We start from the raw sequence: 14,602 nt of genomic DNA on the forward strand, positions 1-14,602 counted from the left end.
TGTCCATCAACTCCAGATGCCCGGCTCCGCGACAGCCCGGATCGCCACCACCGCCGCGACGGCGTCGACGACCGAGGAGACACCGAGACGACCGTGGCCACTGACCGCCACGGGCACAGGGCGACCCGAAGAGCAGGACCAAGATGTGGGGTCACTTCGATCTCATCGCGGAACATCTGCTCATTCAGTGCCCTCGTCCACGGGGGGTGGACGCCGGGTTAGTGAGCGGCACACCGCTGTCCACTGGCGCCGGAGCCCCGGCGCACTCGCCATCACGACGATCCACGTTCTGCGGAGTCTTCATTCTTAGGTTCCGCTGACCCTCGCTCCGGATCCTGATCCTGCTGTCAGTCATCGGCGCGGAGCCCACTACCTCGGCAGTGCGACGCCGAAGCGATGGTTGAGGTCTGGATCAGCGATGAAACCGCGGTGACGAATTTGGGCCGCGACTGTGCCATGCCGCGCTCTGAGCAAACCGGCCCTGCGATAAACGAATCCGCCGCTCGTCACAGCATGCTGTATCGCGTTTTGGGATGTGTCAGATCCCCTCATGGATGGCGTCTTCCCAGACTTGCCGAACATAGTTCCATACCGCCGATGCGGCGGCGATGGGAGTGAGCTGAGCACGCGGTATTAGCAAAGGCACGCAGCGATGAGCGCAGCGTCGAGCTCGTTGTCATCGGCTCAGAAGAATCCGAGCGCGTTGTCGTCGTAGGACACAAGCAGGTTCTTAGTCTGCTGATAGTGGTCGAGCATCATCTTGTGTGTCTCGCGACCGATGCCGGACTGCTTGTAGCCACCGAACGCGGCGTGCGCCGGGTACTGGTGGTACGTGTTCGTCCAGACGCGGCCGGCCTGGATCTCCCGGCCGGCTCGGAATGCCTGCGCTCCGTCGCGGCTCCACACGCCGGCACCGAGGCCGTAGCGGGTGTCGTTGGCGATCTTGAGGGCGTCGGCCTCATCGTCGAACGACGTCACCGACACCACGGGGCCGAAAATCTCCTCCTGGAAAATCCGCATCGAGTTGTCGCCTTCGAATACGGTCGGTTGCACGTAGTAACCCTCGGCGAGGTCCCCCTCGAGGATGTTGCGCTCTCCGCCGGTGAGCAGCTTGGCGCCCTCTTTGCGGCCGATATCGATGTAGGACAGGATCTTTTCGAGCTGATCGTTGGAGGCCTGGGCGCCGATCATAGTGGTGTCGTCGAGGGGGTTGCCCTGCTTGATCTGGTGGACGCGGGCGAGGGCGTCCGCGAGGAAGTCGGAGTAGATGCTGCGCTGCACGAGGGCCCGCGAGGGGCAGGTGCAAACCTCGCCCTGGTTAAGGGCGAACATGGTGAAGCCCTCGAGCATGGTGAAGCCCTCGAGGGTCTTGTCGTAGTAGTTGTCACGCTGGGACGCAACGGATTCGAAGAAAATGTTCGGGCTCTTGCCCCCCAAGCTCGAGGGTGACAGGGATGATGTTCTCGCTGGCGTACTGCATGATCAGCCGGCCAGTCGTAGTCTCTCCCGTAAATGCGACCTTCGCGACGCGCGGCGACGACGCGAGCGGCTTGCCGGCCTCGACACCGAAGCCGTTGACCACGTTCACCACACCGGCCGGCAGCAGGTCGCCGATCAACTCGACCAGCTTCAAGACCGACCACGGGGTCTGCTCAGCTGGCTTCAGGACCACGCAGTTGCCCGCGGCCAATGCCGGGGCGAGCTTCCACACGGCCATCAGCAGCGGGAAGTTCCACGGGATGATCTGGCCGACCACGCCCAGCGGCTCGTGGAAGTGGTAGGCGACCGTGTGCTTGTCGATCTCCGAAATACCGCCCTCCTGGGCACGCAGCACGCCGGCGAAGTAGCGCCAGTGGTCGATCGCGAGCGGGATGTCGGCGGCGAGGGTTTCGCGGATCGGCTTGCCGTTATCCCAGGTCTCCGCAACAGCGATCGCAGTGAGATTGGCCTCCATCCGGTCGGCGATCTTCAGAAGGATGTTGGCACGCTCAGTCGTCGACGTCTTACCCCATGCGGGTGCGGCGGCATGGGCGGCGTCGAGGGCGGCGTTGATGTCCTCCTCGGTGCCGCGCGCGACCTCGGTGAAGGGCTTGCCATTTACCGGCGAGATGTTCTCGAAATAGTTGCCCTTGATCGGAGCGACCCACTGGCCACCGATGTAATGGCCGTACCGGCTGTCAACGGTGACCAACGAGTTGGGCTGTCCGGGTGCTGCGTAGACGGTCATCAGTGATACTCCATAGTTCTGTCGGATCCGCCCGGATGTGGCGACGGTCACGAAGCTACAGAGCGCGACGTTGCTATCCAGTTGCGTCTTTTATGCCCGTTCGCGATCGAGTCGGGGCACCTGGGTTATCGACCAGGACGTAGATCAGGCTGTCGCCGGAGCGACCGCTCGTGAGCCGGCTCGGAAGATGTTGGTCGGCGCACCGCGCACGTGTTCGTGTTCGGGAATGCCCGAACCAGGCTGCGCACAGCATGATTGGTGAGTGGCAGGTTCCAGCCGCGGTCGATCACGGGAAGCGGATCATGGGAGTCCAGCGCCTGCAAGGATTGCGGGATGTGCGAGAACGCGGGCCCGTTGAGCAAGGCCCGGGTAGGGGTGCGCAGCCGGCGGCAAGGAGCCAGTCGTTGCGTTCGCGCGATGGGAGATCCAGTTGACTTTCTCATGCCTCGCGGTCGTCGGTTTCCGTCGCGAGAACGTCGTGATTCGCCGGTCAGGTCCTGCGAGTTGTGTTGCGCTGCAGCAGGAATGGACAGCCACGTGATCGTCGTTGTCTGAAGCCCTCTGCGCGGCCTACGCCTCGATGGCGAGCCGTTGCCGTGAAGGTTTCGCGTGCGCGTGGAAACCGGACGCGTTTGGCCGCCCGCGGCGAGGGTAGGCCGGGCCTATGGCAGGGGAACAGTCGTCAATTCTGCTGATCGCCGATCCCGGAGCGCCGGCGGCGATCGCCGAGCATCTGTCCGATTCGCTCTCGAATGAGCGGACCGACGGGGCCGCCCCCGACCCTCGGGGTGTGTCGGTGCGATGTCACGCTTACCCCATCGACGAGCACACCGAGTTCTCGGAGGTCGTCGACGCCATCGACCCGGGTGGCGAGACCGAGGACGTCGTCATCTACCTCACCGATCTGCCCCGGCGGCAGGGAACGACGCCGGTACTGGCCGACGTCAGTGTGCCGGACCGGTGCGCAGTGATCTCCATCCCCGGTCTGGGTGGTGCGTTCATTCAGCGCCGGGTGCGGGACTTGGCGCGAGCGGTCGTGGCCGAGATGACGAGCCGGTCGAGCCCACAGGACGCTGAGATCGAGCGGTTGAATCGGGTGCAGGACGGCGATGTCGTCCACTATCTCGCACCGTCGGTCCTGTCTCGTCTGCGGCTGCTCGCTGGCATGGTCTACGCCAATCGGCCATGGCGATTGGTGACCGGCATGTCGAAGGTGATGATGGCGGCCTTCGCCACCGGGGCTGTGAGCCTCGCCTATGGGACGATGTGGCGACTGTCGGCCACGATGGGCCCGTGGCGATTGAGCGCGGCAACGGCCCTGGCGAGCGCGGCGCTGATCGCCTGGCTCATCATCGAACACAATCTCTGGGAACGCCCGCACTCGAGGAGCGAACGAGAGCGCGCGGCGCTGTACAACGCATCGACCGTGATCACCCTGACGATCGGCGTCGTCGTCTTCCACGCCGCGCTGTTCATCCTGCTGATGCTGACCGCCTGGTGGACGATCCCGCCGCAGATGGTCACCGAAAACGCCGGCCGCCCCGCGGGTTTGGCGACGCTGCTGCTGATGGCCTGGCTGGTCGCCGCCGTGGCCACCCTGGGCGGTGCGCTGGGGTCGGGTATGGAGGACCACGAGGCCGTGAAGGCGGCGGCCTACGGGGCTCGGCAACGCCGGCGATTCGGCCACACGGACTGACGACCACTTCCACTGGCGAATCGGTTGAGCCCGAACGCGACGAACCAGCTCTGACCGCGTCGCGCATGGCCTGCCAACCAGCGCATCGCCACCTATCTTCACCGAGGTGGCGAGAATCAGCCGATCTTGCCGGCGGACGTTGCAAGTTGAATACATTGCCGCGCAAGCGGTTCCACAACGCACGTGCCGTCGCAGGCCAGCGACGGTGCACTCTCTGGTTCGCCGGGCGGGGCGGTGGTCAGAGCAGGAGGTGGAAGATGTCGAAGGCGACGTTCCATTCGGCGGTACCGGGGTTCTTACGGTTCGGCTCGATCGTGACGAACGTGTGCGCCAGCGCCACGCTCAAGCCTCCGGCGATCAGCGGCAGTCGCTGCTCGGTCGCCTCGGAGAGGGCCATGTCCAACGGCGGCCGGGCCGTCAGTTGGTCGAGCAGAGCCTGTAGTTCGATTTGCTGGTCGAGTTTTTCGAACCGGTGGATGCTCTCCTGCAGTCCCTTGGTGATCGGCAGGTCCCACGGTTCGATCACGTCCCGCAGGTTTGCCTTGGCCGAAGCCTTGCCGATGAGGATGAGATCGTAGATCTTGTCGTCGATGAAATCCGTATAGCGTTTGAGGTCGTTCCGGTCGACTTGCAGGCCGGCCGCTGCTCGGAAGAGTTGCTGGAATTTCACGGTACCCATCACTGGCATGTCGTCAGCTCCTGTCGAAGTATTCATGGATTTGGCGAACCGCCATCGGTCCCTCACCGACGGCGGAGGCGACCCGTTTCACGGAGTCGCTGCGGACGTCACCGGCAGCGAAGAGGCCAGGCAGGCTCGTTTCGAGCGTCCTCGACGGCCGGTCGCCGATCCACTGGTTGCCGTCCGCACGGGCGCGGACCGCGTCCATGCCCGTGAGGACGAAGCCGTGGTCGTCGAGTGCGATCGTGTCGGCCAGCCACCCGGTGTGCGGCACCGCCCCGATGAAGACGAACAGGGCGCGCACCCGAAGGGTGTCGCGTGCGCCCGTGTGATTGTTCTCGACCACGATCTCGTCGAGGTACTTCTCACCGTGGACCTCGCGAATCTCGGTATTGCGGTGAACGGTCACGCGCGGATGGCGCTCGATCTGGTCAACGAGGTAGCGGGACATGCTCTTTCCGAGGTCACCGCCGCGGATCAGCAGGTCCACGTGGGAAACACGGTCCGCGAGAAAGACGGTGGCCTGCCCGGCGGAGTTTCCGCCGCCGACGATGGCCACCGGGTCGGTGCCACACATCCGCGCTTCCTGATGGGTCGCGGCGTAGTACACGCTCGTCCCCTCCAGGACCTCGATTCCCGGAACTGACAACTTGCGATATCGCGCCCCGGTGGCGAGCACGACGGCCCGGCCGCGAACCGCGCCGCCATCCGCCAGCCGGAGCACGTGGAGCCCGTCCTCGGACCCCAAACCGGCGACCTCCGCCGACACCAGGATGCGGGCGCCGAACTTGCCGGCCTGGATCACGGCCCGCTCCGCCAATTCGGACCCGGAGATCCCCGCCGGGAAGCCCAGGTAGTTCTCGATCCGGGAGGAGGTGCTCGCCTGGCCACCCGCGGCGAACGACTCCAGTGTCACCGTGTTCAACCCGTCCGAAGCGCCGTACACCGACGCGGCCAGACCGGCCGGTCCCGCACCCACCACGATGAGGTCGCTTACGTCCTGGGCCGCATCCGGGACCGGAAGCCCGACGATGCGGGCGAGTTCCGCATTCGTCGGATTACGCAGCACCTTCTCGCCGTGCCAGATCACCACGGGAGTGTCCTCGGGGGAGACGTCCAGGCTGCGCAGCAGCTGCTCCGCCCGATCGTCGCGCTCCAGATCGATCCACCTGTGGGGCAATCGGTTTCGCATGGCGAACTCTCGAAGCCGCAACGTGTCCGGTGAATAACAGGAGCCGATGATCCGGAATCCCGAGCCGAGCCCGATCAGCAGATGCCGCCGCACCAGGTAGGCGCGCAGGATCAGGTCGCTGAGGACGGGATCGTGGGAAACCAGCTCGCGCACCCGCTCGGCCGGGACGACGAGTATCTCGCCGTCCTCGATCGTCTCGGCGGTGAAGAACGCCACCTGGCCTTCCAGCAACCCGAGCTCGCCCAGAAATCGGCCGGGACCGTGCACGCGCAATATCCGGCGTTCGCCGTCTCCGTCGCCCTCGTCGATGATCGCCACCTTGCCCGAGAGGATGACGAAGAAGTCGTTGCTGGGCTCGCCCTCTCGGACCAGCACCTCACCGGCGCCAACCGATCGGCGCGTGCCACCGACCTCGAGCGTCGCGACCTGGTCGTCGGTCAGGCGCGGGTAGGCTCCCAGCTCATCCGGTGTCTCGGCGTCGACAGGCGGAATCTCGCGCACGGGAGCGGGGTCCTCAGACGAAGTTCTGGTCGACATAACACCAGCGCCAATCTTCACCCGGCTCCATCGACTGGACGATCGGATGGCCGACAGTGTGAGCGTGCGCGCTCGCATGCTTGCCCGGCGAGGAGTCGCAGCAACCGACATGTCCGCACGTCAGGCAGAGCCTCAGATGTACCCAGGGGGTGCCGAGGCGCAGACATTCCTCGCAGCCCTGTGGAGTCCGGGGTGCGACGGGCCGGATCGCGGTCACGTGTGGGTCGACAGGGACAGAAGTCATGGCGTCGCCTCCTTGCCCGCATGTGCCGAGAGCGCTTGATCGAGCCATGTGCGCAGTTGTGGTACCGGAGCGGCGCCCGCCTGACGGGCCAGCACCTCGCCCCGGTCCATCACCAGCAGAGTCGGTACCGCGCGGACGGTGAATCGTTCGGCCGTCCTGGGCGCAGCATCCACGTCGACCTTCACCAGCTTGATCCGACCCGCGCGTTCCCTGGCGAGCTGCTCGAGCGCCGGACTGACCATGCGGCACGGGCCACACCACGTCGCCCAGAGGTCGACGAGCACAGGGACCGAGGATCTCTCGGCGACCTCCGCGAAGTCGTCGTCTCCTGCCGAGGCGATCCAGGGCAGCGGCTCATGGCAGTTGCCGCATCGCGGTTTTCCTTCCCCGGCTACCGCTACCTTGTTGACCTTGCCGCAGTTCGGGCACTTCACCTTTTCGGTTCCCATGACAACACCTCCTCTCAGGCCGCCGCGACGGCAGGTTCGGCATACGCGACGGCGAGCTCGCCACCGGCCACCGTGACACGGATGGTGCCCCCCGGCTCGATCTCGCCGCGCAACAGCGCACGGCCGATCCTGGTTTCGACCTCGTGGGCGATGTACCGCCGCAGCGGCCGCGCACCGTAAACCGGGTCGAAACCGTGTTCGGCGATGAGCCGGCGCGCTTCCGGCGTGATATCCAGGTGTATCTGCCGCTCCGACAACCTGTTCCGGAGATCGGTGAGTTGTAGCTCCACGATGTGCTCGATCTGGGGCAGCGTGAGCGGGGTGAACAACACGATGTCGTCGACACGGTTGAGGAACTCGGGGCGGAAGTGGCCGCGCAGCTCCGCCAGCACCCGCTCCCGCGCATCCGGTGTGATCTCGCCGTCGGCGGTGACTCCCCCGAGGAGATACTGGGATCCGATGTTGGAGGTCATGATGATCACCGTGTTCCGGAAATCGACCTGCCGCCCTTGAGAATCGGTGATCCGGCCGTCATCGAGCACCTGCAGCAGGGTATTGAAGACGTCGGCGTGGGCCTTCTCGATCTCGTCGAAGAGCACGACGGAGTACGGCTTGCGACGCACCGCCTCGGTGAGCTGGCCGCCCTCGTCGTACCCGACATATCCAGGAGGCGCACCGATGAGCCTGCTCACCGTGTGCCGCTCCTGATACTCGCTCATGTCCAGGCGCACCATGTTGTCTTCGCTGTCGAAGAGGGCACTGGCCAGCGTCTTCGCGAGCTCCGTCTTGCCCACGCCGGTCGGGCCCAGGAAGATGAACGAACCGATCGGCCGGCGCGGATCACGGATACCGGACCTCGCCCGGATCACCGCGTCTGCGACCAGTTGCACCGCCTCCTCCTGACCGACGACCCTCTCGTGCAGAATCTCGTCGAGCTTCAACAGCTTCTCGCGCTCGCCTTCCTGCAGCCGGGCAACCGGGATACCCGTCCACGCGGCCACGATCTCCGCGATCTCGTCTTCGGTGACCACCTCCCGGAGCAACGGATTGCGGCCCTGCCTGGCGGTCAGTTGCTCCTCCGCCGCCGTGAGCCTGCGTTCCAGCTCGGTGATCTCGCCGTATCGCAACTCGGCAGCACGATTGAGGTCGTAGTTGCGCTCCGCCTCTTCGGCCTCATGGCGCAACCGTTCCAGCTCTCCCCGCAGCTCCTGCACCCGCCGGATCGCCTGCCGCTCCGCCTCCCATTGAGCGTGCCGGGCGTCGGCCTCGGCCCGCAGGTCGGCCAGCTCCTTACGGAGCTCTTCGAGGCGCGCCTTGCTGGCCGCGTCCGTTTCCTTGGACAGCGCGGCCTCTTCGATCTCCAGCCGGGTGACTTTCCGGGTGAGCTCATCGAGTTCGGCGGGCATCGAGTCGATTTCGGTGCGTAGCCGAGCGCATGCCTCATCGACCAGATCGATCGCCTTGTCCGGAAGGAAGCGGTCGGTGATGTACCGGTGCGAGAGGGTTACGGCGGCAACCAGGGCGCCGTCCTGAATCTTCACGCCGTGAAACACTTCGAGGCGTTCCCGAAGTCCGCGCAGAATCGAGATCGCGTCCTCGATGCTGGGCTCGTCGACGAGAACGGTCTGGAATCGACGTTCCAGTGCCGCATCGGATTCGATGTGTTTGCGATATTCCTCGAGAGTGGTGGCGCCGATCATGTGCAGCTCGCCGCGGGCGAGCATCGGCTTGAGCATGTTGCCGGCGTCGAGAGACCCTTCGCCGCCCGATCCCGCCCCCACCACGGTATGTAACTCGTCGACGAACAACAGGATGCGCCCCTCGGCCGCCTTCACCTCCGACAGCACCGCCTGCAGTCGCTCCTCGAACTCGCCGCGGTATTTCGCGCCGGCCACCAGGGAACCCATGTCGAGCGAGAAGATCGTCTTGTCGCGCAGGCCCTCGGGCACGTCGCCGCGGACGATCCGCTGGGCGAGGCCCTCCACGATCGCGGTCTTACCGACGCCGGGGTCGCCGATCAGCACCGGATTGTTCTTCGTCTTCCGGCTCAAAATCTGCGTCACCCTGCGGATCTCGGCATCTCGGCCGATGACCGGATCGAGTTTGCCCGCCCGGCCCTCGGAGACGAGATCGCGTCCGTACTTCTCCAGAGCCTCATACGCCCCCTCCGGGGTGGCCGAGGTGACGCGCTGATTCCCGCGCACTGTGGTCAAGGCGGTGAGGAATGCCTCCCGTGTGACCCCATGACGCGCGAGGACCCGTCCCGCCGCACTGGCCGACCCCTCCTCGGAGAGGGCCATCACGAGATGCTCCACCGACACATAGGAATCCTTGAGGCGCTTCGCCTCCCGTTCCGCAGCGTCGAGCAGCTTGGCCAAGCGCTGGGTGATCATCACCTGACCGGGCGTCGCGCCGGGGCCGCTGACCTTCGGCCTACGCGACAGTTCACCTTGCAGATCGGCTCGCAGAGCATCGACGTTCGCACCAGCCTGCTCGAGCAGTCGGGGTACCAGTCCTTCCGGCTGATCGACCAACGCGAGCAGCAGGTGCTCTCCGTCGACCTCGGTGTGCCCCATTCTGGTCGCGATGTTCTGGGCTTCCTGCAGGGCTTCTCGTGACCTTTCAGTCAGGCTGCCGGTATCCATGGGGTGTCCTCCTTGCGCGGGAAGCTGCTTCGAGTTTCTCGATTCGATCCAGCAGATCGAGCACCAGCCCGATCGCCGAGTAGTTCAGGCCCAGGCCGGTCCGCAGCCGTTGGATGCGGGCGGCGTTGGCCACTTCGGATGGTTCGAACGACATCTCGCCGGCGGCGTCGCGGTGGGCATCGAGCAAGCCGAGTGCCACCAGCCTTCGTGCCAGATCCGGGTGCAGCCCGGTACGTTCGGCGAAGGCTTCCGGCGACAATCCGGGACGGCGAACCAATACGTACCGGGTGACCGGGGTCGGTGTGCTCATGTCTTCTTCCTCGGATCGAAGTTCGATTCGGCGGCCAACTGTTCGAACAGTTCGCGTTCGCGCGCTGTCGGTTTCGACGGCACCATCACCTTGATTTCGGCGTAGAGATTGCCCTTGGCGCCACGCGGATTGGGCATTCCTTCTCCGCGCAGGCGCAACTTCCGGCCCGTCGAGGAGCCCGCTGCCACTTTGACCTTCGCCTCACCACCCGGTGTGGGAACGACAACGGTCGACCCGAGCACCGCCTCCCATGGCGATACGGGCAGGTCGACGTAGATGTCGCGGCCCTGCACCCGGAACCGGGGATGCGGTTTGATCCGCACCACGAGGTACAGATCCCCGGGCGGTGCGTCACCGTTGCTCCGGCCGCCCTGCCCGGCCAGCCGGATTCTCTGGCCGTCCAGGACACCGGCGGGGATGTCGACGTCGAACTGCCGTCCATCCAATCTGAGACTGCGTTTACCGCCCCGATACGCCTCTTCCAGGGTCAGTTCCAGTTCCGCTTCCTGATCGGCGCCGGGAATCGGTCCGTACCCGCCGGCGCCGCCGAACATCTGACCGAAGAGGTCCTCGAAACCGACGGCGCCCTCGCCGCCGAAACCCTGACCGAAGCGCACCCTTCTGCCTGTGCCGCCGTACCCGCCGGCGCTCGCCCGGACCCGTTCGTCGTAATCCTCGGGGACACGCCGGAAGTCCTCACCGAATCGGTCGTAGCGTTTCCGGGTGTCCGGATCGGACAACACCGAATAGGCCTCGTTGGCCTCCTTGAACTTGTCCTCCGCGGTGGGGTCCTTGTTCACGTCGGGGTGATACTTGCGCGCCAGCTTGCGGTAGGCCTGCTGGATTTCGTCGGTGCCGGCACCCCGCGGGACACCGAGCACTTCGTAGTAGTCACGCGCCATCGCTGCTCACCCCTCGGGCCGGCTGACGACCACGGAGGCGGGACGTAACTGCCGGCCGTCCTCCCCATAGCCGGGGCGCACGACCTCGATCACGGTCCCGGAGGGAAGGTCGGGTTGGGCCACCACGCTGACCACCTCGTGGAGCTCCGGAGAGAACGGCACACCGACCTCGTCGTGGCGCTCGAAGCCGAACTGCGCCAGCACTTGTACCGCCTGGTCGCGGATCGCCTTCACGCCCTCGACGACGGCCTGGGGATCGCTGCCCGCATGGGCCAGCGCGAGCTCCAAATTGTCCAGCACCGGGAGCCACGCAGCGGAAACCCTCGCCACCTCCGCGGCCCGTGCACGCTCCAGATCCTTGGCAACCCGCTTGCGCAGGTTGTCCAGATCCGCCAGGGCCCTGCGCCAGCGGTCCTCGAGTTGAGCCAGCTCGGCCCCCGTGTCGGTGCGGTCAGGAGCCGTCTGGGTCCGATCCTCGTCGGTCGCCGACTCGGTCGCCGACTCATTCGTCGAATGATCTGCAGACCTTTCCATCGTGTGCCTCAGCTTCGATCGAATTCGGCGTCGATCACGTCGTCGTCATCCGACGACGACGCACCTCCGCCGCCTGCCTGCTGTCCGTCGCCGCCGGTCTGGGCCGACGCGAGCCCGTAGAGCAGCTGCTGCAGCTCCGAGGTGAGTGGCTCCACCTCCGCGGGGGAAGCATTGTCTTGCACGGCTTTTCGGGCGTCGGCGATCAGCATCTCGGCACGCGCCTTCTCGTGCGGAGGGGCACTGTCGCCGAGTTCGGCCAGTCGCCGTTCCACTTGATAGGCAACCGAATCGAGCGCGTTACGAGCATCGACCGCCTTGCGCAGCGCCTCGTCCTCCGCCCGGTTCCGTTCGGCCTCCGCGAGCATCCGCTCGACCTCACTCTGGTCCAGGTTGCCCTGCTCGCTGATCGTGATGCCCTGCTCCTTACCGGTGTCCTTGTCGCGAGCGGTGACGTTGAGGATGCCGTTGGCGTCGATGTCGAACGTGACTTCGACCTGGGCCTCGCCACGAGGCGCGGGGCGGATGTCTTCCAGCCGGAACCGACCGAGCACCCGGTTGTCGGCGGCCCGTTCGCGTTCGCCCTGCAGGACCACGACATCCACTGCCGACTGATTGTCTTCCGCGGTGGCGAACACTTCACTGCGCCGGACCGGGATCGTCGTGTTGCGCTCGATGATCTTGGTCATCACCCCGCCCTGGGTCTCGACACCCAGGGACAGCGGGGTGACATCGAGCAACAGCACATCGGAGACCTCGCCCTTGAGCACACCGGCCTGGACCGCGGCGCCGAGCGCCACGACCTCGTCCGGATTGACGCTCATATTGGGGTCCTTGCCGCCGGTGAGCCGGCGAACCAGCGCCTGCACCGCCGGAATACGTGTCGACCCGCCGACCAGAATCACCTCGTCGATGTCGTTGGCGGTGACCTTGGCATCACTCATCGCCTGCTTCACCGGACCGAGGCAGCGCTCCACCAGATCCGCCGTCAGATCCTCGAACTTCGATCGCATGACCGTCGTGGTCAGATGCTTGGGACCGTTCGCGTCAGCGGTGACAAAGGGCAGGTTGACCTGAGCCTGTGTCACCGAGGACAACTCGACCTTGGCCTTTTCCGCCGCCTCGAAGAGGCGCTGTAAAGCCTGCGGATCCTTGCGCAGATCGATGTTCTCCGCCCGTTGGAATTCGTCGGCGAGATAGTCCACCAGACGTCGGTCGAAGTCGTCGCCACCGAGATGGGAGTCGCCCGCCGTCGCACGAACCTCGACAACCCCGTCGCCGACGTCGAGCAGGCTCACATCGAAAGTGCCGCCGCCGAGGTCGAAGACCAATACGGTCTCGTGGGTCTGCTTGTCCATGCCGTACGCCAGAGCCGCAGCGGTCGGCTCATTGATGATCCGCAAAACGTCGAGGCCCGCGATCCGGCCGGCGTCCTTGGTGGCGTTGCGCTGCGCGTCGTTGAAGTAGGCCGGAACGGTGATGACCGCTTCCTTGACCTTCTCACCGAGGAACTTGCTCGCGTCGTCGACGAGCTTGCGCAGCACGAGGGCACTGATCTCCTCCGGCGCGTACTTCCTGCCCCGCACGTCGAATCGAGCTTCACCGTTGTCCCCCGGTACGACGTCGAAACTCACCGCCTTGGCCTCTTCGGAGACCTCGTCGTAATGACGTCCGATGAAGCGTTTCGCCGAATATATCGTGCCCTTGGGATTCAAGATCGCCTGTCGTCGGGCGAGCTGACCCACCAGGCGCTCCCCGCTCTCGGTGAACGCCACCACCGACGGCGTCGTTCGCGCTCCCTCGGTATTGGAGATCACGACCGGCTCACCGCCTTGCCAGCTCGCGATGACCGAGTTCGTGGTGCCCAGGTCTATACCTACAGCGGTCGCCATGGCTCATTCCTTTCGATCGGTCCGGCCGATGAGCAGGCGCACGGCTCGTCCGCGACCTCGACGTCGGCGAGGACCTCGTAGTGACGTGGTTGTGACGGCTGGGTCGAGGTGAAGTCACGCCGACCGCCCAATGCGAAGATCCAGCCGAAGAATGCGCCGATCAGCCCGCCCGCGGCGGCACCTCGCAGAGCGGCGCGGCGGTAGTTCGATCGGCCCACTACCTGTTCGATGTCGTGTCTGTCGATGGCCGGTTCGTCTACCGCGAAATGCTGGTCGGAGCGGGAGTCGCCGGCGCTTTCAGCGTCGGCGTAGTCGTCGAACGTTGCTATTACCTGGCGGGCAGGCTGGTGCGGACCTATCGCGAAGGTTCCACGACCGGACTCTGACATCACGCCTCCTGGGCGTCGATGATTCGGTGCTCGCCGAGCCGGCACATACCGGTTCGGCGTCCGGCTGGGTCGGTCAACCGCTCGAACTCACGGCTCAAACGCCTGACAGTTCCTCATTCGCCCGTTGGGCGTCGAAAGAACGGGAGACGGTGGCGTCCAGAACCCAGCCGGGACACAGATGTCTGCCGGAACCCGCTCGAGGCGGCCGGTGCGCACAACCGGGCATCAGCCACCACTTTCGGTGGCTACCACCGGTCGAACGCCCGAAACCAGAAATCTTTGCAGCCTCGCGATGTGCCGCAGCAAGCTCGCAGCGGGGTCACCAATCCAGCCATCACCCTGCTGTGTGGCCACTCGTAACTCCGATACGAAAGATCGGGACTGCTCGCCGGAGCCCACAAATCGATGAGACCGATCTCAACCCCTAGCGATCGCGGAGCCGAAAGAGGAGACTCCAAGGAGGAGAGAACGTGACGCCTGGAATGCACCCACTGCTTGTTGTCCAAGACGCGAAACATAGTGGTGCGTCCTAGTGTTCTGCGCCTGAAATCCGTTGTGTAATTGTAGGATTCGTCGGTGGCAAGGACGGGGCGGCCGAGGTCGGGGCCGGATTTGGTGGTGACCGAGGCGCAGCGTCGGGAGTTGGTGCGGGGTGCGCGGGCGGCGACGTCGACGCAGGCGTATGCGTTGCGGTGCCGGATCGTGCTGGCCTGTGCCGAGCCGGGTGCGTTCAACACCCATGTTGCGGCGCAGGTAGGTGTGTCGGCGATGACGGTGCGTAAGTGGCGGGGCCGTTTCATCGAGTACGGGCTGGCCGGTTTGGCTGATGAGCCGCGGCCGGGCCGGCCGCCGTCGATTCTGCTGGATCAGGTGCAGCAGGTGGTGGAGATGACCTTGGAGCAGGCCCCG

The 14,602-nt window shown here is 65.5% G+C and carries 10 protein-coding genes and 3 pseudogenes; 2 read left to right on the forward strand and 11 right to left on the reverse strand.

The features are described 5' to 3' along the window. Nucleotides 1-684 precede the first annotated feature (684 nt). Nucleotides 685-2,227, reverse strand: a pseudogene (locus A5789_RS03025) (aldehyde dehydrogenase family protein). 664 nt (nucleotides 2,228-2,891) lie between these two features. Here A5789_RS03025 and A5789_RS03030 point away from each other — a divergent pair. Next, nucleotides 2,892-3,923 carry a hypothetical protein gene (locus A5789_RS03030; RefSeq protein WP_064906412.1) on the forward strand — a complete coding sequence of 344 codons (1,032 nt, stop codon included), beginning with the start codon at nucleotides 2,892-2,894 and terminating at the stop codon, nucleotides 3,921-3,923. Nucleotides 3,924-4,161: 238 nt separating this feature from the next. Here the strand turns inward: A5789_RS03030 and A5789_RS03035 are convergent, their stop codons facing one another. From A5789_RS03035 to A5789_RS03075, 10 genes and pseudogenes are all read right to left on the reverse strand, one after another. Continuing rightward, nucleotides 4,162-4,602, reverse strand: coding sequence for a DUF1931 family protein (locus A5789_RS03035; RefSeq protein ID WP_193615585.1), 441 nt, complete (start codon nucleotides 4,600-4,602; stop codon nucleotides 4,162-4,164). A gap of 13 nt (nucleotides 4,603-4,615) precedes the next feature. Continuing rightward, nucleotides 4,616-6,331 (reverse strand): cyclic nucleotide-binding domain-containing thioredoxin-disulfide reductase, encoded by a 1,716-nt coding sequence (locus A5789_RS03040; RefSeq protein ID WP_064906410.1) that lies wholly within the window; start codon nucleotides 6,329-6,331, stop codon nucleotides 4,616-4,618. Next, entirely contained in the window at nucleotides 6,309-6,575 is a 267-nt protein-coding gene (locus A5789_RS35265; RefSeq protein ID WP_082857380.1) for a UBP-type zinc finger domain-containing protein, read from the reverse strand. Before A5789_RS35265 ends, A5789_RS03040 begins: the two co-directional genes overlap by 23 nt. Beyond that, nucleotides 6,572-7,024, reverse strand: a complete 453-nt coding sequence (trxA, locus tag A5789_RS03045; protein ID WP_064906408.1) for a thioredoxin — start codon at nucleotides 7,022-7,024, stop codon at nucleotides 6,572-6,574. The genes A5789_RS35265 and trxA overlap by 4 nt, the downstream gene beginning before the upstream one ends. Before the next feature lie 14 nt (nucleotides 7,025-7,038). Beyond that, the gene (gene clpB, locus A5789_RS03050) at nucleotides 7,039-9,669 is read right to left on the reverse strand and encodes an ATP-dependent chaperone ClpB (RefSeq protein ID WP_064906406.1); all 2,631 of its coding nucleotides are present in this window, start codon (nucleotides 9,667-9,669) and stop codon (nucleotides 7,039-7,041) included. Continuing rightward, nucleotides 9,651-9,979, reverse strand: a pseudogene (locus tag A5789_RS03055) (chaperone modulator CbpM). The gene clpB and the pseudogene A5789_RS03055 overlap by 19 nt, the downstream one beginning before the upstream one ends. After that, nucleotides 9,976-10,881: a DnaJ C-terminal domain-containing protein gene (locus A5789_RS03060; RefSeq protein ID WP_064906403.1), complete on the reverse strand. Its 906-nt coding sequence runs from the start codon at nucleotides 10,879-10,881 to the stop codon at nucleotides 9,976-9,978. The pseudogene A5789_RS03055 and the gene A5789_RS03060 overlap by 4 nt, the downstream one beginning before the upstream one ends. A 6-nt stretch (nucleotides 10,882-10,887) precedes the next feature. Continuing rightward, a complete protein-coding gene (locus A5789_RS03065) occupies nucleotides 10,888-11,415 on the reverse strand; it encodes a nucleotide exchange factor GrpE (RefSeq protein WP_064923400.1) in 528 nt (175 codons plus the stop codon). An 8-nt stretch (nucleotides 11,416-11,423) separates the two neighbouring features. After that, nucleotides 11,424-13,304, reverse strand: a complete 1,881-nt coding sequence (gene dnaK / locus A5789_RS03070) for a molecular chaperone DnaK (protein WP_064906399.1) — start codon at nucleotides 13,302-13,304, stop codon at nucleotides 11,424-11,426. A 3-nt stretch (nucleotides 13,305-13,307) separates the two neighbouring features. After that, nucleotides 13,308-13,693: pseudogene (locus A5789_RS03075) on the reverse strand (general stress protein). Between the two features lie 618 nt (nucleotides 13,694-14,311). On the opposite strand from A5789_RS03075, the gene A5789_RS03080 reads away from it, so the two are divergent. Then, nucleotides 14,312-14,602 (forward strand): helix-turn-helix domain-containing protein (locus A5789_RS03080; RefSeq protein ID WP_197516543.1); only part of this gene is annotated, 291 nt, incomplete at its 3' end.

Source organism: Nocardia sp. 852002-51101_SCH5132738, from assembly GCF_001665695.1.
GTDB classification, from domain to species: Bacteria; Actinomycetota; Actinomycetes; order Mycobacteriales; family Mycobacteriaceae; genus Nocardia; species Nocardia nova.

What these genes read in the sequence shown, in the direction of transcription:
- A5789_RS03030 (WP_064906412.1), top strand. Translation starts at nt 2,892, where the DNA reads ATGGCAGGGGAACAGTCGTCAATTCTGCTGATCGCCGATCCCGGAGCG.
- A5789_RS03035 (WP_193615585.1), bottom strand. Translation starts at nt 4,602, where the DNA reads ATGGGTACCGTGAAATTCCAGCAACTCTTCCGAGCAGCGGCCGGCCTG.
- A5789_RS03040 (WP_064906410.1), bottom strand. Translation starts at nt 6,331, where the DNA reads ATGTCGACCAGAACTTCGTCTGAGGACCCCGCTCCCGTGCGCGAGATT.
- A5789_RS35265 (WP_082857380.1), bottom strand. Translation starts at nt 6,575, where the DNA reads ATGACTTCTGTCCCTGTCGACCCACACGTGACCGCGATCCGGCCCGTC.
- trxA (WP_064906408.1), bottom strand. Translation starts at nt 7,024, where the DNA reads ATGGGAACCGAAAAGGTGAAGTGCCCGAACTGCGGCAAGGTCAACAAG.
- clpB (WP_064906406.1), bottom strand. Translation starts at nt 9,669, where the DNA reads ATGGATACCGGCAGCCTGACTGAAAGGTCACGAGAAGCCCTGCAGGAA.
- A5789_RS03060 (WP_064906403.1), bottom strand. Translation starts at nt 10,881, where the DNA reads ATGGCGCGTGACTACTACGAAGTGCTCGGTGTCCCGCGGGGTGCCGGC.
- A5789_RS03065 (WP_064923400.1), bottom strand. Translation starts at nt 11,415, where the DNA reads ATGGAAAGGTCTGCAGATCATTCGACGAATGAGTCGGCGACCGAGTCG.
- dnaK (WP_064906399.1), bottom strand. Translation starts at nt 13,304, where the DNA reads ATGGCGACCGCTGTAGGTATAGACCTGGGCACCACGAACTCGGTCATC.